16 protein-coding genes are annotated in these 20,435 nt (G+C 46.3%); 13 read left to right on the top strand and 3 right to left on the bottom strand.

All coding sequences use genetic code 11. The features are described 5' to 3' along the window. Nucleotides 1-50: 50 nt before the first annotated feature. Together ACTHPG_RS14915 and ACTHPG_RS14920 are read left to right on the top strand one after the other, a co-directional pair. The gene (locus ACTHPG_RS14915) at nucleotides 51-1,247 is read left to right on the top strand and encodes an MFS transporter (protein ID WP_440390382.1); all 1,197 of its coding nucleotides are present in this window, start codon (nucleotides 51-53) and stop codon (nucleotides 1,245-1,247) included. Beyond that, nucleotides 1,229-2,554, top strand: a complete 1,326-nt coding sequence (locus ACTHPG_RS14920; protein WP_440390383.1) for an LLM class flavin-dependent oxidoreductase — start codon at nucleotides 1,229-1,231, stop codon at nucleotides 2,552-2,554. The genes ACTHPG_RS14915 and ACTHPG_RS14920 overlap by 19 nt, the downstream gene beginning before the upstream one ends. Nucleotides 2,555-2,704: 150 nt before the next feature. Here the strand turns inward: ACTHPG_RS14920 and ACTHPG_RS14925 are convergent, their stop codons facing one another. After that, nucleotides 2,705-3,286 carry a DUF6199 family natural product biosynthesis protein gene (locus tag ACTHPG_RS14925; protein WP_440390384.1) on the bottom strand — a complete coding sequence of 194 codons (582 nt, stop codon included), beginning with the start codon at nucleotides 3,284-3,286 and terminating at the stop codon, nucleotides 2,705-2,707. A 300-nt stretch (nucleotides 3,287-3,586) separates the two neighbouring features. Here ACTHPG_RS14925 and ACTHPG_RS14930 point away from each other — a divergent pair, with 300 nt between their 5' ends. From ACTHPG_RS14930 to ACTHPG_RS14960, 7 genes are all read left to right on the top strand, one after another. Further along, the gene (locus ACTHPG_RS14930; protein WP_440390385.1) at nucleotides 3,587-4,414 is read left to right on the top strand and encodes a sugar phosphate isomerase/epimerase family protein; all 828 of its coding nucleotides are present in this window, start codon (nucleotides 3,587-3,589) and stop codon (nucleotides 4,412-4,414) included. A 302-nt stretch (nucleotides 4,415-4,716) separates the two neighbouring features. Further along, nucleotides 4,717-6,117: a stalk domain-containing protein gene (locus tag ACTHPG_RS14935; RefSeq protein WP_440390386.1), complete on the top strand. Its 1,401-nt coding sequence runs from the start codon at nucleotides 4,717-4,719 to the stop codon at nucleotides 6,115-6,117. 72 nt (nucleotides 6,118-6,189) lie between these two features. Continuing rightward, nucleotides 6,190-7,053, top strand: coding sequence for a phosphate ABC transporter substrate-binding protein (locus ACTHPG_RS14940; protein ID WP_440390387.1), 864 nt, complete (start codon nucleotides 6,190-6,192; stop codon nucleotides 7,051-7,053). 105 nt (nucleotides 7,054-7,158) lie between these two features. After that, nucleotides 7,159-8,127, top strand: a complete 969-nt coding sequence (gene pstC / locus ACTHPG_RS14945) for a phosphate ABC transporter permease subunit PstC (RefSeq protein ID WP_440390388.1) — start codon at nucleotides 7,159-7,161, stop codon at nucleotides 8,125-8,127. Further along, nucleotides 8,124-9,035: a phosphate ABC transporter permease PstA gene (gene pstA, locus ACTHPG_RS14950; protein ID WP_440390389.1), complete on the top strand. Its 912-nt coding sequence runs from the start codon at nucleotides 8,124-8,126 to the stop codon at nucleotides 9,033-9,035. Before pstC ends, pstA begins: the two co-directional genes overlap by 4 nt. 98 nt (nucleotides 9,036-9,133) lie before the next feature. After that, nucleotides 9,134-9,889, top strand: coding sequence for a phosphate ABC transporter ATP-binding protein PstB (gene pstB / locus ACTHPG_RS14955; RefSeq protein ID WP_440390390.1), 756 nt, complete (start codon nucleotides 9,134-9,136; stop codon nucleotides 9,887-9,889). Between the two features lie 155 nt (nucleotides 9,890-10,044). Further along, the gene (locus ACTHPG_RS14960; protein WP_440390391.1) at nucleotides 10,045-12,183 is read left to right on the top strand and encodes an RCC1 domain-containing protein; all 2,139 of its coding nucleotides are present in this window, start codon (nucleotides 10,045-10,047) and stop codon (nucleotides 12,181-12,183) included. Between the two features lie 109 nt (nucleotides 12,184-12,292). Here the strand turns inward: ACTHPG_RS14960 and ACTHPG_RS14965 are convergent, their stop codons facing one another. Next, on the bottom strand, nucleotides 12,293-12,637 hold the full coding sequence (locus ACTHPG_RS14965) for a hypothetical protein (protein WP_440390392.1): 345 nt from the start codon (nucleotides 12,635-12,637) through the stop codon (nucleotides 12,293-12,295). 13 nt (nucleotides 12,638-12,650) lie between these two features. Further along, complete coding sequence (locus ACTHPG_RS14970) at nucleotides 12,651-13,610, bottom strand: hypothetical protein (protein ID WP_440390393.1); 960 nt, start codon at nucleotides 13,608-13,610, stop codon at nucleotides 12,651-12,653. Between the two features lie 607 nt (nucleotides 13,611-14,217). Between ACTHPG_RS14970 and ACTHPG_RS14975 the strand changes: the two genes are divergently transcribed. The 4 genes from ACTHPG_RS14975 to ACTHPG_RS14990 all read left to right on the top strand — a co-directional run bounded on the left by ACTHPG_RS14975 (nucleotide 14,218) and on the right by ACTHPG_RS14990 (nucleotide 20,327). After that, the gene (locus tag ACTHPG_RS14975; protein WP_440390394.1) at nucleotides 14,218-17,754 is read left to right on the top strand and encodes an S-layer homology domain-containing protein; all 3,537 of its coding nucleotides are present in this window, start codon (nucleotides 14,218-14,220) and stop codon (nucleotides 17,752-17,754) included. A gap of 232 nt (nucleotides 17,755-17,986) precedes the next feature. After that, nucleotides 17,987-18,934: a helix-turn-helix transcriptional regulator gene (locus tag ACTHPG_RS14980; RefSeq protein ID WP_440390395.1), complete on the top strand. Its 948-nt coding sequence runs from the start codon at nucleotides 17,987-17,989 to the stop codon at nucleotides 18,932-18,934. A 73-nt stretch (nucleotides 18,935-19,007) separates the two neighbouring features. Then, nucleotides 19,008-19,511 (top strand): EVE domain-containing protein, encoded by a 504-nt coding sequence (locus ACTHPG_RS14985; RefSeq protein ID WP_440390396.1) that lies wholly within the window; start codon nucleotides 19,008-19,010, stop codon nucleotides 19,509-19,511. Between the two features lie 222 nt (nucleotides 19,512-19,733). Next, entirely contained in the window at nucleotides 19,734-20,327 is a 594-nt protein-coding gene (locus tag ACTHPG_RS14990; protein ID WP_440390397.1) for a YdeI/OmpD-associated family protein, read from the top strand. Nucleotides 20,328-20,435 lie beyond the last annotated feature (108 nt).

Raw genomic sequence — 20,435 nt, forward strand, 5'->3', positions numbered from 1 at the left:
ATAATAACCTACTTTTTATATAGGAATTATATAGTATGGAGAATGCCAAGATGCCACAATGGAAGCGAAATCTGTATATTCTGTGGTTCGGCCTGTTTTTCAATCATATGGCCTACTCGCTGTCCGTACCGTTCTTTCCCATATTCCTGCAAAATGATCTTGGTATCCAAAGCGGCTTGGAAGCTTGGTCCGGGATTTCGATCTCCATCAGCTTTCTGATCAGTGGATTATGCGCACCCTTCTGGGGATCGCTGGCTGACCGATATGGCAGCAAATTGATGCTCGTCCGGTCAGGAGTTGGGTTGGGCATTGCACATCTGGCTAACTTTTTTGTATATGATCCATATACGTTTATAGCCGTAAGGGTCTTTCAAGGACTCATGGCTGGTTTTCATCCCGCCTCGATTACCCTAATCGGTACCAATACACCGGAGAAACATGTGGGTTATGCATTGGGTGTAATTTCCACAGCCAGCGCTGCAGGTGGGATTCTTGGCCCTCTTGCCGGAGGGGTGTTAAGTCACTGGATCGGACTGCGAGGATGCTTCATCGCCTCGGCTGTAATTACTTTACTCGCGGCTCTGATGGTCCTTGGTGTTAAGGAGTCACGACAAGCCCGTACGATCGTCCCAACGAAGATCATGGGGGATTTGAAAAGAGCAGCTTCCACGCCCGGCTTGATGCGAATCTACGGTCTGATTCTGCTGGTCTCGACCTCCGTGCTTATCATCGAACCGGTGCTGACGCTCTATGTGGTCCAGATTGGCGGTGATGTTGGCCGTGCAACACTTAGTGCGGGTATTGTCTTCTCGGCGATTGGTGTGGCAACGGTCATTATGGGGCCGCGCTGGGGCAAGATTGGTGGAAGAATCGGATACGAGAAAACCCTGTTTATCGGTCTGATCGGTGGCGGGATTGGTAGTCTGCTGCAAATGACAGCAACTAATCTGATTTATTTTGGCAGCCTGCGATTTGTTTATGGTCTATTTTTTGCCGCGGTTTATCCGGCGCTTAATGCGCTGATCATCAAGTATGCTGACCCCGATTTTCGTGGGAGGGCTGTCAGTCTGAGTCAGACGGCGAGTCAGTTCGGTATTGTGCTTGGACCGTTAATCGGTGGTTTTCTCGGTGGATGGATCGGCATTCCGTTTATTTTTCTATTCACAGGGATTGTATTGCTAGGAGCGGCTTGGGCAGTGTCATCACCACAACATAGGGAGGAATATATATGTCGCAACGACAATTGAAATTGGGAGCCAATCTGAACGGAGTGGGGAACAGCATATCCTTTTGGCGTCATCCGAATATTCCCATTAATGCGAGTGTTAATCTGGAATTCTACAAGAAGCAGGTGCGTATCGCGGAAAAGGGGAAGTTCGATCTGCTCTTTATTGCAGATGGCCTCTTCATCAATGAGAAGTCCAATCCTCATTTTCTCAATCGATTTGAACCTGTGACGCTTCTGTCCGCATTGGCCGGGGCCACTTCCCGCATTGGGCTGGTTGCTACATTGTCTACTTCCTATAGTGAACCATTCACGGTTGCACGGCAATTTGCTTCGTTGGATCAATTAAGTGGTGGGAGAGCCGGATGGAATGTGGTTACTTCACCTCTGGAAGGATCGGCACTGAACTTTGGCAAAGGCGAACATCCAAACCATGCGCTGCGCTACGAAATTGCGGAAGAACATTTGAATGTGGTCAAAGGCCTCTGGGATTCCTGGGAGGACGACGCCTTTGTTGGAGACAAGGAACAGGGCGTATTCTTCGATCCTGCCAAGCTGCATACGCTGAATCACAAAGGAAAGCACTTCTCCGTACAGGGTCCGCTTAATGTGGGGCGTTCGAAGCAGGGGCATCCGGTCATTTTCCAGGCGGGCTCATCCGAATCCGGGAAAGATCTGGCTGCCCGATCGGCGGATGCCGTATACACAGGACATGAGACGCTGGAGGAAGCAAGGGAGTTCTACAGGGATGTAAAGGCAAGAGCGGTGGCGTATGGACGTCAGGCAGGAGATATCCTGATCTTCCCGGGCATCGGCCCCATTGTGGGTAGAACAGCGGAAGAGGCGGAGCAGAAGTATCAGGAAATTGCCGAACTGGTGAGTATGGATCAGGCGCTGAATTATCTGGGACGTTACTTCGATCATTACGACTTCTCCCAGTTCCCACTGGACGAACCTTTCCCCGAGATTGGGGAGATCGGCAGCAACAGCTTCCGCAGTACAACGGACAAGATCAAGCAGCAGGCACGGGAACAGGGGCTGACCCTGCGCCAAGTGGCATTGCTGGCATCTACCCCGCGTACATCATTCATTGGTACACCGGATCAGATCGCAGATCAGATTCAGGCATGGTTTGAAGGCGAAGCGGCAGACGGATTCAATGTTCGTACCGTGGTGCCCAATGGCTTGGAAGATTTCGTGGAGCTGGTTGTCCCGGTTCTGCAAGAACGAGGGCTGTTCCGCACGGAGTATGAGCATGAGACGCTAAGGGAGAATCTGGGTCTTGAGATTCCACGTAACCGGTATGCGCTGGAGGAAAACGTGAAGTGAGATCATTTTAGAAAATGATCTTGAGATAGAAGCGTATACCTTTCATTCGAGCAGTTTCCCAAAAAAGAACGGTAATGACATCCATGAAGTGGACATCATTACCGTTTTGGTGATGTGTGTTAATGCTAAGCCGATTCAGACTCAAATGTCTTAAAATGCCTGAAACGCGCCCCAGATCGCTACGATCATACAGGCTATACCGCCAAATTTGCACATGACGTAATAAAATTCGCTTGGTTCGGGATCTTTTAACCATATCCAGCGGAGGGAGATAAGGAATTGAAACTTCTGAAACTCTGGATAATAGAAGCTGCACCATCCATAGATGAGTCCGGCGAGCGCAATGAACAAGACAACAGGTGTACCTGGCGTATGATGATATTCTGGATAGGCAACAGTTACGAGCGTAGCAGGATTATAGTGCTCTTCGTGATTGTCAATGACTCTCTGATCATCTATGTACATGTTGACCGGAGAGAGCATCTTCCCATTTTCATCGTAGCTTACTAATTCCTCGGATTGTTGTTCAACTGTATATTTACGGTCGTTAGGATATACCACGTGATAGGTTGCAATAGGTGTGGATGCCATTTGGGTAATGACATAGTTCTGCTGATTGATGCTAACCGTACGTTTCTGCTGATTGCCTTGCTCGTGCTTGTAAGTGTATTTATGCTGATCTACATAGAATATAGGCTCGGTGAAATAAGACTTGGATAATATCCCAACCAATAGGGACACGATTCCAACGCAAATGAGGAAGATGAGGGTAGGTTCATGTTTATTGTGTATGGATTTCATTTTGAGATTACCAATACCTTCCTTAATTAGATGTTAATTTTAATACGTTATAATTTGGATATAGGTTGCAACAGTTTGCTCTATTATTTCAAGAATGGGATATGATGGTTTCTTTTTGAGAGAGTACTGTTATTATAAAATGATAGCCTGTTCAAGCCCAAGTGTTGGTTAAGGGAGACGGGAAAGGTTGGACAAGCTGCATTTCCAGACGAGTCACAGGAGGAGATTGGGATGATTAGAGGGTTAACGAATGCGGGACTTGGAAATATCGATTCAGATGAACAATATATCACAGATGCGGCCAAGCACGGATTCGGATCTGTCGATTTGAATCCGCTCTCATTGATTCAAACGTATGGCAAGGAACGGGCTCAACATTTGCTGGAAAGCAATCAGGTGATCATCGGTTCGTCGGGCCTGACGGTGGAGTGGCGGACAACAGATGAACAATTCCGTGAGGGATTGCAATCTTTGGTCGCTATGGCCGAAGCCTCTGCTTCGCTGGACTGTTACAGCTGTTGTACGTATATTTTACCTTCAACGGATCAGCCGGCAGCGCAATTTATGGCAGCGGCTACCAAACGCCTGAGACTCTGCGCAGACATCCTGAATGCATATGGGATTAAGTTGGGTCTGGAGTTTGTGGGATGCCATCATTTGCGGACGCAATGGAAGAATCCGTTTATCTGGCGTGTAGAGGATACGCTGGACTGGATCGAGACGATCCATGCGCCTAATGTAGGCCTGCTCGTAGATTCCTATCACTGGCATACGAATGGTTTACCGATGGAAGATCTGTTGAAGCTGAAGAAAGAGCAGGTTGTACATGTGCATATCAATGATGCTTATGATTTGCCCGTTGAAGAATTGCTGGATTATGAGCGTTTGTATCCCAGCGAAGGGGTCATTGATCTGGGCGGATTTCTGAGAAATCTGCAGGCGATTGGTTACAATGGTGTGGTGGCTCAGGAAGTACTGGCACCAGCATCAGATCTTGGTACGAATGAACTATTTGCCAAGTCGAAGGCTGGGTTCGATAAGGTGTTTGCGACAATATAATGTGTGAGAAAATGTGCGAAAAAAGCAATGGCCCATACATCATGTATGGGTCATTTTGTTGTGTTTAATCATATGAATGTGTTGATATGAAAACATTGACAATTCGTTAACAATTCCAATATTTTCCGTTTACAATTCGCTCCTATAATACAAACGTGATAGGTCATTTTTACTATGAACGTGGAAGTTAAGGGGGATGAGACGGACAAGCTCTCATATGGATGATACAAGCAGAATACCAGACAACAGGGCACGACATAACAAGGCATATTATATGAAGAAAAGAAGGGTGACCAAAGCCAATGTCAATGAAAAAGGTGTTCGTAGTGTCCATGGTAGCCACAGTGTTAACGACTTCTGTGGTCAGTGCAGTATCAGCTGCTCCTGCAGTGAAACCTGCAGCTAGTACAGCTCAGGTGCTAAACTCCACGCTTACAATAAACGGAAACAGCGTTATCGTTCGTTCGGTGGTGAAGAATGGCGAGACACTTGTATCGCTTCGTGATGTGATCAAGGCTATCGGCGCGCAAGCGGAAGTACAACGTGGAACGACAGTGATCAAACTAAATGGTCACACGGTGACACTCCAGAACAATGCGAAACAACTTCTGGTGGATGGTAACAAAGTGAATTTGAATCAACCAGTTACGATTATTGGAGGTACAAGCTACGTTGCGCTCCGACCATTGGTATCCAGCGTTGGCGGTACAATCGTCAAGAGAAGCGGACTGCTTGAAGTTAGCACGGTAGCGCTGCTCGAAGGTGCGGGAAATCCCCGTTTTGCCGGAGCCGACAAAATGATCGTTTCCAAGAGTGATGACCATGGCCGCACTGATTATCTCGTGAATACGACGAGTGGTACATACGAGTTGTTGTTAACGACAGATGGCGGATCGGATCTGGTCGTTTCCCCGAGTGGTGATCAAGCGGCGTATACGAATGCGGAAGGGGCCGTCTATGTTATTGATCTGAAGACTAAAGCTTCGAGATTGATCACAAATGACACCAGCATCAAACCGGAATTGGTATGGTCAGCGGACGGAAGCACAATTTATTTCCTGCAAGGAGATAAAGGGTCAGTGATTGCGAGTCTCAATCTGGTTGATGGCACGATTAAGAAACTGGTTGAAGACAAGGTAGATTACAAAGAAAACCTGAATGTGTCTGCGGATGGCAAAAGATTCATCTACACGGTGACGACACTTGGTAAGGTTACCTCTGATGCAACGAATGTAGATGAAGACAACGTGTCTATTGACTTTTCAGCCAATCAACAACACATATTTTCGTATAACAACGAAATATCAAAACCTGAAGCTGCACAGTTAACGACTTCAACGGATGATAAAGTGTTTGTATGGTCCGTTGATGGGCAGAAAGCCTACTACGTAAGTGTACCGTCTGAGGACGGCAATGCTTCGCTGCAATCTGTGGATTCATCCCAGAAGGCAACTACGGTGTACGGCGATCTCGATGTAGAGCAAGCGATTCTGTCGGGTGGCATCTTGTATGTACTGGCCGCGCAGAATGACAGTAATAGCGTCATTCTTTCGATCGACACGGTGACAGGCAAACAAACCAAACTATATACGGTATCTTCCGACGTATCTTCCATTACGGTTGCCGGCTCACAAATCGCCGTGATTGAAAATGACCGGGTTCTGGTTCAAGCGGGTGGCAGTTGGAGAGCCGTTACGAAATGAGATTTTGATCCAAGAGTGGTGAGCACGAGTTGATATGAATGATTTTATAATTTGAGAGGAGTTTAAATGAACATGAAAAAATGGATCAAACCCTTCACGGCAATGCTTATGGCGGTATCTCTAATTGGTGGACTTGGAGGCGCAACGACGGCATCTGCTGCCAAGAGCACGGAGAAAGGTAAAATTGTCATTAACGGCTCTTCGGCTTTGCTTCCGCTGACCCTTCAGGCAGCAAGTGAATTCAAGAAGGATCATCCCAAAGTCAAAATCTCTGCTTCCGCGGCAGGTTCCATTACAGGTCCACAATCCGTACGTAAAGGGATTGCCGACATTGGCGCTGTGGACTGGGATGCATCCAAGGATGTACCTGGATTCAAGAAATTTGATGGCATGGTAGCCAATCCGGTAGCGGTAACAGTATTCACGGCTGTTGTTAATACGAACGTGGGTGTAAGCAACCTGACCACGAAACAATTGCAGGATATCTTCTCCGGCAAAGTGACCAACTGGAAAGACGTCGGCGGTGCGAACGCCAACATCGTTGTTGTTAACCGCAAGTTCGGTTCCGGCACACGGGTCAACTTCCAGCAAAAAGCGCTTGATGGCAAAGACTTCATGAGTAAAGGCGACAACTACAAAGAAGTTGGCTCCAGCGGTGATATGAAAACAACCATTGAAACCACACCGAATGCGATCGGTTATATTGACCTTCCTTATGTAACGAGCAAAATGAAGGCTGTATCCATCAATGGCGTAGCACCAACAGAGAAAAATGTTCTGAATAAAACCTACAAAGTATGGGGTATCGGATATTACATGACCAAAGGTCAACCTACCGGTGCAACCAAAGCATTCATCGAGTACATTCAAAGCAGCAAGTTCCAGAACGGTTCCCTGAAAAAGCTGAAATTCATTCCGCTTGCGGCTGTAAAATAACGGAGCTTCAAACGTTCGTCATTCTCACATTTCATAAGAAAAGGGATAGCCAGCTTCTGCGCACGGTCGCAAGCTGGCTTCTCTATGTGAAAGGAAGAGCACTTCATGATCGATTTGAATCCATCCACGAACAGCCCCGCTCAAACTGAGCTTGGTACAAGTATTGGCAAGGCTCCTGGATCGGGGAAATGGTTCGACCGTAAGGCGCGGTTGAGATGGTCGAATAAAATATTCCGTATGGTCTGTATTGCCAGCGTCAGCTTTGTCTGTCTCGTCCTGTTATGTATCCTGATCCTTATGCTGCGCACAGGCGTCCTTACTTTCGCTGACGTGTCACTGAGTGAATTCTTTTTCTCCACCAACTGGGACCCGGAAAATGAACATTATGGGGCGTTGACCTTTATTCTGGGAACGTTGGCTCTTACGGGACTTACGATGCTGATGGCGATTCCGATCTCTGTGATCGTTGCCGTATTTTTGGCCGAGATGACACCCAAATGGCTTCGCCATATTTTGCGTCCTGTATTGGATCTGCTGGTAGGTATCCCTTCTGTGGTGTACGGTTTCCTGGGACTTACGATCCTCATTCCCTGGCTAAGGGATATTAGCGGACGTGATCTGGCTGACGGATTACTCGCTGCGTCCATTGTACTGACTATTATGGTACTTCCCACGATTAGCCGGATCAGTGATGATGCCATATCTGCTGTGCCGAACAAGTACCGTGATGCAGCCTATGCACTTGGTACGAATCGATTCCAGACGGTGACTCGTGTGGTCTTACCTGCCGCCAAAGGCGGCATCATGTATGCCGTCATTCTTGGGATGACGCGTGCCATCGGTGAGACGATGGCGGTGGTGATGGTCATTGGTAATACAGCGCAGCTCGCGAATAGTCTGTTCACACCAACAGCCGTGCTGACCAGTAATATCGTTATGCAGATCTCCAGTGTTGAATTCGACTCCACCTGGAATCATGGTCTGTACATGATGGGATTTATACTGCTCGCGATTTCGATTCTGATGATTGTTATCGTAAGACTGCTTCAGAAGAGAGGGGACCGCAACGTATGAGTGTGAAGAAGCAGGCGAACGCTATCGTCCCATCGTATTCTTTTGGCAAACGGAGAAGTTCATCCATGCTGATGGACCGGCTCTTTACAGGTATGGTATGGGGCGTTGGTATTGTCGTCATTTTATTTATTGTTGGACTGTTATTTCTGCTGCTGAACAAAGGATTGCCGCTGCTCAGCTGGGATTTCCTCTATGGTGTTCCTAGTGAGATTGAAGAAGGAGGCGGGATCGGCCCGGCACTGTTCAACTCGTTCTATGTGTTAATTCTGTCGCTGCTCATCTCCATCCCGATTGGCATGGCGGCAGGTATATATCTGGCAGAGTTTGCACCAAACAATAAGCTGATCGAGACTGTTCGTATCTGCGTGGAGGGATTGTCCTCTGTGCCATCCATCATCTTTGGATTGTTCGGTATTGCCCTGTTTGTGGAGTTTTTCGAAATTGGTCTCACGATTCTCGGCGCAGCCGTCAGTCTTGCTTTCCTGAACCTGCCTGTGCTTACCCGGGTAACAGAGGAATCCGTCAGAGCGGTTCCGGTGGAACTTCGCAATGCATCGTTTGCGCTGGGCTCAACGCATCTCCAGACGATCCGCCAAGTATTGTTGCCGGTGGCTATCAATGGGATCATGACAGGCATTTGCCTGACGGCAGGCCGGGCATTTGGGGAAAGTGCAGTCATTATTCTCACCGCTGGGGTATCTACCTCCGGAGAAATGTGGGACTTTAATTTGCTCTCGCCGGGCGGTACCCTTGCCGTACATCTCTGGTACATTCAATCGGAAGCCATTGTACCGGATGCTGAGGAAATTGCGCAGAAAACAACAGCGGTGTTGATCTTTGTAGCGTTGCTCATTAATGTGCTGTTCCGTGTACCCCTGTGGTTAAATGCTCGCAAAAATCAAGCGTGATGAAGAGAGTATGCCGCAACTCGGTATCGTCTAGGAATAACGCTAGCTGTTTAAGCTGAATCCGAAAATCATTCCATTTCAACCCGGGAGGGTACCTTGTGCAACCTATTATTGAGATCAACAAATTAAATCTGTATTATGGGCAGTTTCAAGCACTAAAGAATGTATCCATTGAAATTCCTGAGCGGGCAATCACTGCTTTTATCGGACCATCGGGTTGTGGCAAATCGACCCTGCTACGTACGCTGAATCGGATGAATGACCGGATACCCGGCACACGGATTGAAGGTGAAGTGGCCGTAGGGGGAATCGACATCTACAGCGGGGAAGTTCATGTGGAGACCCTTCGCAAGAAGATCGGCATGGTCTTTCAGCAACCGAACCCTTTTCCAAAATCCATCTATGACAATGTGGCCTTCGGCCCAAGACAACACGGCATTCATGGTAAGAAGAAGCTGGATGAGATTGTAGAGCAGGGCCTGCGATCTGCTGTCCTGTGGGATGAGGTCAAAGACAATCTGAAGCGCTCCGCGCTAAGCCTGTCCGGTGGACAACAACAACGCCTCTGCATCGCACGTGCGCTGGCAGTAGAGCCGGATATTCTGTTGATGGATGAAGCGACTGCTTCACTTGATCCTGTCTCCACCTTCAAGATTGAGGAGCTGACGCATGAGCTGAAGGAGCGTTATACCATCGTGATGGTCACGCATAACATGCAGCAAGCTGCTCGCGTATCCCAGCAGACGGTGTTCTTCCTGAACGGCGAAGTCGTGGAGTATTCCGCTACCCAAAGCATGTTCGCCGAGCCAGTCGATGTGCGTACGCAGGATTATATTAGTGGTCGATTTGGTTGATTGTTATGTGTAAATTAATACAAGCCATTCATAGGTATACTGAATGGCTTTTTTTGTTGCTTTTGTAGGAGTAACAGAAATTTATGGATAGTAAAAATGACCCACGACTGCTAGACTGACAGTATTCGCATTTTAGTGCATATAAGGAGGATATAATGAAAAAGTTTTTCAAGGTATGGTTAGTCTTAGTTTTAGTTTTTCTCACAACAGCACCATCGTTCACCCATGCAGCAACCTCTGCTAATGAAGTTCCAAAACTCCAAAAAATCACTTCTTACTCAGGTACACAGGTACTAACGGAAGAAGGGATTTTGATCTCATGGGGTGGTTTTGGTAGTGACGAAGGCAACAAGATGAATTATACACAATCCGTATTACAAGGAATTAATGAAATTGTTGATGTTTCTGTAGTGTACGGAGTGGCTATTGTCGTAACCCAGGATGGAACGGTATGGAAAGGAAGGGGAGTCGGTGAACTGGCAGAGTATACTAAGGTGTACTCAGGAGATAAGACTCACTTCAGTGAAAATGAAAAGATTGTCCAAGTGGAGGCTACTCAAGATTTTATCTATGCACTGCGAAAAGATGGGCAGGTTCTGGCCTGGAAAAATTCATATTCTGAACCATCGTTACCCACGCTTGTGCCTGGATTAGATCAGGTTAAAGATATCTTCGGGTCGTATTTCATTCGCCAAGACGGTACGGTGTGGCATGTTATGCCTGGAACTTCTGTAGCAAGACAATACATAACAATAACGGATGTCAAAAAGGTAGATCAGTATGGATCTGTGTTCCTGAAAGAAGATGGCACGGTATGGACTAAGAGCGGGGACTCTGCTGTACAAATACAGCAGCTACCCAAAATTGTGGACATCTCGAATTCATCTGATGCGCGGTTTGCTTTAGATGAAGCTGGAAACCTATACGGTTGGGGGGGCAATCGTACAGGTACTTTAGGAGATGGCACAGCCAATCAAGTCACCAATCCCAAGATTATTCTCAAGAATGTACGTTTGTTAAGTGATGCAGACAGTGGACACATGGTCGTTCAAAAAAAGGATCTGAGTGTATGGGCGTGGGGATTTAATCATGATGGTGGCCTTGGCATGGAACTGCCTAATAAAAAGAAGAATTCACCAATCCCTGTCCAGGTCCCATTCCAGTGGCCAACACTCCATGCCTGGGAGCAAAGCATTCATTTGAATTTGAACGGTAAAAATCTCTATTTTACGTCGAATAAACCTTATCTCACGGTAAAACAGGAAGTTTTGATCCCGGCCCTGGCTTTTGCCAAACAAGCGAAATGGTCTGCTTCCATATCCAACGGCAAATTAAACATGAACGATTCTACCCATACGTTATCTGTGACCAAAAGCAGTATGGTCGATGGTAAGAGGAATGACCTTTCTTCAAATACCTCAGCGCAGTTCCGGAATGGGGAAGTATATGTCCCTCTAAAGGTGTTATCTGAAGCATTTAACCTAACGTCGAATTACTACTCATTCGATAAATCATATGGGATATATACTGCTGATTTTGCACAAAAGGATAATCTGGATGACTACGGGAAACTGATTCGAACGAAAGCTCTACCTGTTAATGCGTCCAAATATCCATATATTCTCGCGGGTATCCCTAATTCGTATTATGAGAAAGAATTTCCTAAAGCGAAATTACCCAAAAGCTTATCTTTGAATGCAGCGCAGCTCTATCGGTCAAAAGCAGTCGGACTACCCATTGCGTTAACCAGTGATGATTTTGGGCGGTACGCCAATCATATTTCAAAATACTATGAACTTTTGCTCAATACAGATTATCGCACCATTAATATGAATTGGGCAGAAGCAATAGAAAGCCATGTGGGTGGTTCTACTAGCAAGATGGGTGATAAGACAGCCAGACAGCTTCAGATGGAAGCGTACGTGAAATGGATAAAAAACAAGAGAGTGATTATTCAGGGAGATGTTCGGCCTGAACCAAGTATGGTGACATATCGTAATGGGCTATTGTATATGCGCACCTATATTCAATATGAGATCGTGCAAGTCAATGCACCAAATGATTTGAAGCTTCGTAAGGATCGTGTTGTGCAACTCATTACTGTTCCCAAAGACAAGAAGACTATAGGTAGCTATGCGATGTATGTAGATGTTCCATTAACTTCGGATCCTGTATTTAGTAATGGAAGTGCATGGGGTTCTTGGTCGAATGGCTTGAAAGTAGACACGAGGCAAAATGATATTATAAAAACGCCTTGGGAGAGTGTGTTCACGTTAACTATGTCTCCTGATTGATGAAGCATTAATTTACTTGCAAGTACCTGCGAACCAAGGACAAGATAGTCCTGGATGTTCGTGGGTACTTCCCATTCCAAAACGAGCCTCGCGACGTAGCCTGATGAATTTATAGTTTCCAAGGAAGCCGAGGCACCTTATAACGGAAACCCTCATTCTTTTCTTTTCTCACATATATCCAAGGTGGTGGTACAGGGGTGCCTTTTGCTTTATACAAGACCGTTCCTTCATCGCTTACGGAATATTCTTCGATACTATTTTGGACATCCTCCCAATGAACCTTACCTTGATAAGACAATGTTTGTCCTTGAACGATAACATGAGGTGCACCTGAAATGATTCTCTGCGTTGTGTTAAGAACTCCGACCTTTTCTGAGGACAACATCAAGAGTTCGCTCATGAAAAGGATGATAATCAAAATGACTATGCTCACAATCCATCGCTTTTTTCTCACTCTGTGACCTCCACTACCTAGAGCTCATTCCCTCATAGTTAATGTCTTTTAATGACATAATCTCGTCAGAAATGGTATTAATTTTGACTGAATAGGGCTTAATAGCTTGCAGGAATTCATGAATGATTTTCTTGCGATCCTTATCAAAGGCTACAGACGTTATGTGATTCTCTTTGAATACGTTATCGTTCTGTATGACTTGTTTAGAATAACTAACAGTATTACTATAATCGATTAGATATGTAATCCCCGTAAATTTGCCACTAGTTAATGTGCCTTTGAAGAATTCGGATGGTTTAATCCCAATATATTTCTCTGAAGAACCGTGTTTCTTTTTATAATTGATAATCGTGTCAAAAAAGTACGGGTCCCCGGATAACTTTCCGTTGAAATGATTATTTTTGAGATTAATCGTAGTCGTATGATCGGTATATCCTAGTGAGGCAGTATCTGAAGAGTGGGTTGCATAATATCCCTGAGACATCTTGCCCTGATTGAATGTTCCATCGTTAATGGTGTTGCTGTAACTGTCAAGTATAGGGTAAGCCTTGCCATGAGAAGTAAGATACTGCACTTCTAACCATTGCGTAATTTCTTTCCCTTTACCATGATATGTATCATTATTCCACGATCCGGTGTAGTTTTTTGTAGTGAATTCACCTGTTCCATGGCCCATATTATATTCATCGTAATCCTCAAAGGGGACACCTCCACCTTCAACTAATGTATATGTATACTTGCCTTTTCCTTGCCGCTTACCACTCACCCAATCTCCAGAGTACACTTCGGTTTCTCCCCATCTCGCGGTTCCTTTACCATGAGGTTTCCCGTTTAAAACTTCGCCATAGTACGTCGCTCCATCTGACAATTTTAAATTTACTTTCTTCGATGCTGCTTCTGTTGGAGTAGAGCTTGATAATAGTCCAATGATAACGATGATCGTTAATCCAAAACCTAGATAGAATCTTTTCAAAAGTGTACAACTCCTTCAATGAATAATGTCCTTTGCGTTGTTTGCCATCTTCAACATTATCGGTTTATATATCGTATTTTTCCAGTTTAAATATAAAGTGGAGATGGGCCGGACTTCACAAACAACTCGCCCCCAGTTCACAAAAGTAAAGATGTAAAGGCTGAAACAAAATCCCGCACAACCCAAAGTACCTGCGGCTTCTGGGCATATCATGCCTGTGATTCGGGGGTGCTTTTTCTATACTCAGAATATGCGCAACCCTGATTTTTTTACAAAACCTACTATGTTCTCGGTTTCAACATTCCTCCTAAGCGGGTTCTCCTCCTAATGATCCACAGCAGTGGTGGAACTTTCCTGAATCATGAACAATCTCTGAATTTTGTATCACCTCCTATTTGCTGCGTTTTCCCTAGATTCACTCCCCCAATATGGAGCAGCCTAGAGCATGACTCTGTTAGAAAAAGCTTGAGTAACCTTTAACGGAATATGAACGAATGAAGATATATGTAAAATTTTAAATATATGCTTCAAGGCCGTTGACCCTGCCCCCAAAAGTCTCTTATATTTACTCCCGACACAACAACTCAGAACGGGTGGTGGGACGATTTTGTTCACTAAAAAAGGCAAGAAAATGCTCGCTATGCTTACACTTATACCCTTGGCTACTGGGATGGTCATGGGTGCTTTTCCTGCGGCTGTATCCTATGCAGATGCGGGTGATGGCTCGCCAGTCAACAACTCGGCAACAGGTTCTTGGCAAACGGGAGATTTGCACGTACATACATTTGAGTCCGATGATGCACAGGTTTCACTGGAGGACGTGCTTGATGCTGGTTTAACCAAATATAGGCTGGACTGGATCGCGCTTACGGATCACTTGCGGTTATCCAAGCGAGATCACAATGGGAACGACATTTCGGGTGGACCAATACCCATGTCCCAAGGAATGAATGAATATCAGGTACCACAGATCAAGGCACTTCAGGATGCAGGCAAATACACAGGTAAAACGATCTTTTCCGGTTTCGAATGGGACATGCCTACACATGAACACGTTGGAGTGGGGATTCTCACGGATGAGCCGAACTCAACCGAAGCGCTGAACGCTGCCAAGGAATTCGAGTACCGTTTCACGAATCGCGCAGCGAATCTGTTTAATGCGGCAGACGTAGCGAATTGGGATCAGGACGGAGGGCGTGCCTACACGACGCATCAGGATGCCTTAACCGCCATCAATTGGCTCGCGACCAACTATCCAATGACAAGTTATGCGATGATCAACCATCCTTCACGCGGCAAAAACAAATATACCATCGCGGACTTCCGCGATTTCAACGATCTGGCTCCACAAGTGGTATTCGGTATCGAAGGCATGCTGGGTAACCAGATGGAACCGGATCGTGGAGGGTACAATACAAGTTACAATGTAGCTAATCCGACCGCTGATGATGGATACAAATACCGTACATACGGCGGTGTAGACTATATGGTCGCCAAGGTTGGCGGACTATGGGATGCATTGCTTGGAGAAGGACGTCACTTCTGGAACTATGGCAATTCGGATTACCACTTCAAGACGATTGGCACGAATTCCAGTGGTTATTTTCCGGGCGAATATGCCAAGACGTATTCCTGGGTTGAGGGTACAGGTATGCAGGCTGTTCTGGATGGACTGCGTTCGGGGAAATCATTTTCCGTATTCGGTGACCTGATCAACGCACTGGACTTCACGGCTTCCGGAGCGGGTGCTCAGGTTGAGATGGGTGGAGACCTTAATGTGACCCAAGGCGATGAAGTAGAGCTGAAGATTCGCTTCAAGAGTCCAACGACAAGCAACAACTATGAAAAACCAATCAACAGCGGCACGTCCGCTGGACAAGTACCCGTGGTAGATCACGTCGATCTCATCGTTGGAGATGTGACAGCCAAGGCCGAGAAGGGTACAGCAGCATATAACAAAGACACCAACGACTCTACCAAAGTACTGGCTACCTTCACGTCCAACGATTGGACGACAGATGCTGAGGGTTACAATGTCATCACGTACAAGATCAAAGCTACAGACCAGGACAAGTATTTCCGCCTGCGCGGTACGAATCTGGGCATGAACGTGACAGGTGAGACTGTCAATGGTGAACCGCAGCTTGATCCAAGAAATACAACGGCGGATGCAACAACCCGTTTTAATCAAATTAACGATAACAACTATCGCGATCTGTGGTTCTACTCCAATCCAATCTTCGTGAGTGCCACACCTTACAGTGATGCACAGGCGGTAACCGATACAATTCAAGCAATTGATCTGGGCGATCTGAACGCGGTCCATTCCGATCTTACCCTTCCTGTTGAAGGGAAGCACGGAGCAACGATTAGCTGGTCCAGCTCCAACCCGGAACTAATGAATAACGAGGGCAAGCTACTAGCGCAACCGGACAATAATGAGCGACTGGAACTGACGGCAACTGTGAAACGTGGTACAGAGTCTCAACCCAAAACGTTCACTGTCATTGTGGAAGGCACGAATAATCAGGCGTTGGTGTTAAAAAGCAATATGACTACCGCTGACGGCCAGCCGTATCACACGGATACATGGACGAACCAGTCCGTAACCGTTAGTGTAACGAGCGCAGTATACGCACCTGCCACTTCCGCGATGATCGAGTTGTCCCGTGATGGAGGGCAGACGTACGAGCCATATGAAGAGAATACACCTTTGGAGGTAACGGAGCCGGGAGAGCACAACCTTTTATTCCGGGCAACAGATGATCTGGAACAAACGTATACTTTACCTCTGGTCATCAAAATGGACCTTGAGATTCCCGTCATCACCCTGCAAGGTAGCAGCCAGATGACGCTGAATGTGGGAGACACTTACAATGAGCCTGGAGCACAGGCTTCTGATAATGTCGGCATCCGTGGTTCCGTGCAGGTGGATGGCACGGTGAACACACAAGCAGCAGGAATCTACACCCTTCGGTATTACGTGAAGGATATTGCTGGTAATGCAGCACAAGAAGTTATCCGTACCGTGACTGTACAAGCTCGCTCAGGCAATGGTGGCGAGGGTTCAGGTGGAGGTAATGGTGGCAACTCCGGTGGGAATTCAGGGGGAAGCACACCGAGTGTGCCAACGCCTACCGTTCCAACCCCACCAACGAACCCTGAAACGGGATCAGACTCATCCACTGAGGTGAAGGTTGAGGTGGTAGCGAATCAGCCGGTCCAAGCCGGATTGAAAGACATCGTACAATTCAACGCTCCAGCGGGAGCCATTGGTTCCAAGGATAAGTTGCACGTGTCCGTGGTTGCCAAGGACAAGTTGCAGAATACAGCTTCCCTGAATGTACTGGGACAAGCTGTACAGATTAGTCGCAGTGGCGGAAGAACGTTGAATGAGCAGGCGGCATTGAGCTTGAATGTGGATTCGGCAGATCTGCCGAATGGCACCCAACCTGCAATCTACTATTATAATGAAGCTCGTCAGAGCTGGGTGTTTATCGGTGGCAAGATGCATGCAGCAGGAAGCATAACGGCCAATGTGAATCATCTGGGTACATTCGTTGTGTCCAGTTACACACCGGTGAATCTGTCTGACCTGAATGGACACTGGGCTTCCGACTACGCAGATCGTTTGTTGGGCATGAACGTGATTCAAGGTTACACAGATGGTACGTTCCAACCATCGAAGAAGATCACACGGGCAGAGTTTGTTACGTTGCTCAGTAAGGCGCTGGCTTTGAAGTCTGTAGAGCCGGATACAACGTTTGCAGATCAAGGTAATCTGCCCGACTGGGCGAAAGGCGACATTGCCGCAGCCGTGCAAGCCGGGATCGTGAAAGGCTACGGTGACAACACATTCAAGCCCGATCGGACGATTACCCGTGCCGAGATGGCAGTCATGATGGCGAATGCGCTGAAAGTAAGTTCGGAGGCACAAGCCGGAATGTCTGGCAATACATCCGCTAAACCAAGTTTCACCGATGCATCCCAGACGCCATCTTGGGCACAGGAAGCACTGGATACCGCGGTGCAGGCCAAGATTGTGAGTGGATATACGGACCATACGGTTCGTGCAGGAAGTGAAACGACACGAGCGGAAGCTGCAACGATGATCTATAAATTGTTGCTCGCGATGTACGTGTAAGAAGTGTAGAAGAGATTTAACCGTGTGTAAATTAGATAGGAAATAGACGAAAAGTAGCTAAAAAGTAGAAGAAAAAACTGATATCCTTTTGGGGTGTCAGTTTTTTTATTGGATTGATTAAAACTTCGGCTGGCATGTCAGGCGTTCCATTGCTGTAATTCACGAAACGAAAGGGCAAGTTACTGTGATAGAATAAGTTAAGTCTGGATGATGAAACGGTGGGGGCTAGAAAATGAACAAAACGGAGCGGCAGCTTGCGATTACGCTTGAATTGCAGCGAAGAAAGATGTTAAGAGCAGAAGATTTAGCGGCTCAATTTGAGACAAGTGTACGTACAATATATCGAGATATTCAGGCATTAAGTGAGGCTGGTGTTCCGATTATGGGAGCTCCGGGTCATGGGTATTCCCTTATGGAAGGATATTTTCTGCCCCCGGTAAGCTTCACCGCAGAAGAAGCCGTATCCCTGCTCATGGGAGCTGATTTTATCGAACAAAGATTGGATACAGAATACGCGATGCAGGCTAAATCGGCTCAACGGAAAATTGAAGCGATTTTACCTGAATCGGTTCGTAACGAATCCACGCGTGTTCGGGAAACGATGCGACTGCTCCATACGATGGAACCTTTAACCCGAGCGAGGGTGAAGACATACCTTAACCAAATACGTAATGCCATTTTGGAGCAACGTAAGATCAGCTTTATGTACCTGAAAAAAATGCCGGGAACGGATGGCAATCGGTATAACATGCGTGAGGTTTCACCGTATGGACTCTCACTTGTCCAGGAGAATTGGGTGTTAATTGCACGTTGTGATCTGCGACAAGACATCCGTCATTTTCGTTTGTCACGCATGACTGAACTCTCGGTACTGGAGGATCAGTTCCTTTTGCCGCAGGATTTTGATCTAAACAGTTATCGACCTCCTGACGACCGTAACGAACAGGTATTCATTCGGGCTAAACCTGAGATTGCTGACAAAATTATGGAAGCCCTTCATTTCTATATGGATGCATTTGAGGAGCAAGAGGATGGTGTCATTTTTCACTTTCGTGTCCGCTACCCGGAGGAAATATTGCATTATTTACTTGGTTGGGGTGGAGATATCGAGGTCTTGGAGCCGGAGTCTTTACGCATCCGAATGAAGGAAGTAGCCAAAAACATCTTAAAACACTACTGACATACACCTGTCAGCAGTGTTTTTTTATACTTGGATATATCACAGGTCAAGAGGAAGTGGAGTTGGTTGAAGGATGAGAAGTACAACGGAAGCATTGAAATTATTGGAAACAGCAGACAGCAGATATTGGATTGGTGTTGTATCTGCTTCTCATGTGAATGTAGCCGTAGAGGGAGGGTTTGCGCAGCTGTGCCATGGTAAGTCTGCGATGTTGAGACAGATGTCCCCGGGGGACTGGATGATATACTATTCTCCACGTACAGAGATATCAACAGGGAAGCCACTTCAGGCTTTTACCGCTATTGGTCAGATTATCGACGACAGGGTTTACCAATATCAGATGTCGGAATCATTTGTACCCTTTCGCCGAGATCTCCGTTATCTTCCATGTCAAGAAGTAAAGATCGCAACGTTGTTAGACCAACTCAGTTTTACGCGCGGGAATCGCAATTGGGGGTTTCCATTTCGTAAAGGTCACTTTGAGATCGGGGCTGAAGACTTTATGATGATAGCTTCCGCAATGTTAGAAAATGATACAAAGTCACTGCTGGCTACTAGTTCAAACCAGACATGTTAACCAAACGAAAAGGCCCATAGATTGTCTGTGGGCCTTTTCGCTTTATGGATAATCATATCCCCCACTGTTGATATTACATTTACGAAGACGCTGGCCTTTGTTATTAAGGTTTAAATTCAAGTGGAAAGGTCAATAAAAGCTCTGTAAGCAACGCTGTACAATCCACTGAAAACCAGTACAATTGAACCTATAAGAACATGAGATAAAGAGAGGTATTTCTCCATGACGGATACAAGTGGGAATCGCAAAGTTGACGGCTATCTAAAGAAACTCAAAACGTGGCAGGAAGAGTCTACGAAGCTGAGAGAGATTATTCGAGATTTTGACCTGACAGAGGATATGAAATGGATGCATCCTTGTTATATGCTTGATGGGAAAAACATCGTCCTAATCCATGGATTCAAAGAGTATGTGGCCATTCTGTTTTTCAAAGGTGCTCTGCTGAAGGATACACACGGCATTTTGGTTCAGCAAACGGAGAATGTGCAGGCAGAACGCCAGCTTCGCTTTACCAGTCTGGAGCAGATTGTGGAGCAGGAGGCTATGATCAAAGCCTATATCCAGCAAGCGATTGAAGTGGAACAGGCAGGATTGCAGGTGGAAATGAAAAAGACTGCCGAATATAGCGTTCCGGAGGAACTTCAGCAGCAGTTCGATGAAAATCCTGCTTTCCGAGATGCATTTGAAGCACTTACACCCGGACGGCAGCGGGCCTATCTCTATTATTTCTCACAACCAAAGCAATCCAAAACAAAAGTGTCACGAATTGAGAAGTACATGCAGCCGATCCTGGAGGGCAAAGGATTGAATGATTAATCTTATAACAATATATTTGAGGAAAATGAAAAGTTAAACGAGTTGAAAGCCTTTCAGAATATAATACGAAAGGCTTTTTGCAGTTTTTAATAAAAATTTAGATAACAG

Origin of the sequence: Paenibacillus sp. SAF-068 (assembly GCF_051967555.1) — a bacterium.
In the GTDB taxonomy this organism is placed as follows: domain Bacteria; phylum Bacillota; class Bacilli; order Paenibacillales; family Paenibacillaceae; genus Paenibacillus.

Excerpts from the sequence above, each read along its gene's own strand:
- ACTHPG_RS14920 (WP_440390383.1), top strand. The coding sequence starts at position 1,229 with ATGTCGCAACGACAATTGAAATTGGGAGCCAATCTGAACGGAGTGGGG.
- pstA (WP_440390389.1), top strand. The coding sequence starts at position 8,124 with ATGAGTGTGAAGAAGCAGGCGAACGCTATCGTCCCATCGTATTCTTTT.
- pstC (WP_440390388.1), top strand. The coding sequence starts at position 7,159 with ATGATCGATTTGAATCCATCCACGAACAGCCCCGCTCAAACTGAGCTT.
- ACTHPG_RS14980 (WP_440390395.1), top strand. The coding sequence starts at position 17,987 with ATGAACAAAACGGAGCGGCAGCTTGCGATTACGCTTGAATTGCAGCGA.
- ACTHPG_RS14990 (WP_440390397.1), top strand. The coding sequence starts at position 19,734 with ATGACGGATACAAGTGGGAATCGCAAAGTTGACGGCTATCTAAAGAAA.
- ACTHPG_RS14930 (WP_440390385.1), top strand. The coding sequence starts at position 3,587 with ATGATTAGAGGGTTAACGAATGCGGGACTTGGAAATATCGATTCAGAT.
- ACTHPG_RS14985 (WP_440390396.1), top strand. The coding sequence starts at position 19,008 with ATGAGAAGTACAACGGAAGCATTGAAATTATTGGAAACAGCAGACAGC.
- ACTHPG_RS14915 (WP_440390382.1), top strand. The coding sequence starts at position 51 with ATGCCACAATGGAAGCGAAATCTGTATATTCTGTGGTTCGGCCTGTTT.
- ACTHPG_RS14960 (WP_440390391.1), top strand. The coding sequence starts at position 10,045 with ATGAAAAAGTTTTTCAAGGTATGGTTAGTCTTAGTTTTAGTTTTTCTC.
- ACTHPG_RS14935 (WP_440390386.1), top strand. The coding sequence starts at position 4,717 with ATGTCAATGAAAAAGGTGTTCGTAGTGTCCATGGTAGCCACAGTGTTA.
- ACTHPG_RS14940 (WP_440390387.1), top strand. The coding sequence starts at position 6,190 with ATGAAAAAATGGATCAAACCCTTCACGGCAATGCTTATGGCGGTATCT.